Below are 935 nucleotides of genomic sequence, written 5' to 3'. Positions count from 1 at the left end.
GCTGCTCGACCGGCAACACGCCCTGCATGGCAAGGCCGCGCAGCTCGACGAGGCCGGCGTCGGGCCGGCCGGCGAGCTTGTCCGCAGCCGGGGCGCCGATCCCCATGCCGAACACGGCTGCACCATTGCGCAAGCCGAGGAAGATCGTGCCGGGATTGGCGCCGAGTGCCAGCGCCTCTTTGATCGTCAGCTCGGCCCGTGGGCCATCGGGTTCGTGCTTCACCAATAGCGAATCGCGATGCACCACGAAGGCGCGGGTGTCGCCACGTTCTTCCATCGCCATCAGCTTGGTGTCGTTGCCGCGCAGATGCGCGGCGCGGTCGAGCACGTGGGTGACGAAAGCGGGCTGGCCGAGCGGGAAGGGCATGCTCATCGGTTCAGCTCAGCCAGATCTTGCGGCGGAGCAGATTGATGAACTGCTGCACCTCTTCGGGATCGTGCGCCAGCGGCGGCATCACGCCCCACACCGGTCGCGGCCAGGCCACGTCGCTGGAGCGCCGCGCGATGATGTGGATGTGAAGCTGTGGCACCAGATTGCCAAGCGCTGCGACATTGAGCTTGTCGCATTTGGTGACCTCCTTGAGCGCCCGGCTCACGCGGGCGATCTCGGTCATCAACTGCGCCTGGGCCACCTCGTCGAGGTCGATGATCTCGCTGACGTCGGGCCGGCGCGGCACCAGCAGCAGCCAGGGGTAATGTGCGTCCTTGATCACCAGCACGCGGCTGAGCGGCAGATCGCCGATATTGATGGTGTCTTGTTCGAGCCGGGAGCTCAGCGACCAGTCGGAGGGGGACATTGCGGTTCCATCGGCCCGTTAGCGGAGCGTGGGCTCTTGTCTGTGGCGGGGACGGCCGCGAGGCCGCCTCGCAGTCATACCAAGCCGTCCGGACCGGCGGAAGCGCCACCTAGTCGAAGGTCCAAGGGCGGGAACAAC

At 66.8% G+C, this 935-nt stretch carries 2 protein-coding genes; both read right to left on the bottom strand.

Annotation, left to right across the window (positions count from 1 at the left end; all coding sequences use genetic code 11):
- Positions 1-373, bottom strand: a 373-nt coding sequence (locus tag DYI24_RS27190; protein ID WP_283810914.1) for an NUDIX-like domain-containing protein, incomplete at its 3' end; no start/stop codon positions are given.
- Between the two features lie 4 nt (positions 374-377).
- A complete protein-coding gene (locus tag DYI24_RS27185; RefSeq protein ID WP_107342812.1) occupies positions 378-797 on the bottom strand; it encodes an HIT domain-containing protein in 420 nt (139 codons plus the stop codon).
- Positions 798-935: the final 138 nt, after the last annotated feature.

The organism is Rhodopseudomonas sp. BR0C11 (genome assembly GCF_010820945.1).
Taxonomy (GTDB): Bacteria; Pseudomonadota; Alphaproteobacteria; order Rhizobiales; family Xanthobacteraceae; genus Rhodopseudomonas; species Rhodopseudomonas palustris_H.
This window is presented reverse-complemented; position numbering and strand designations above follow the sequence as displayed.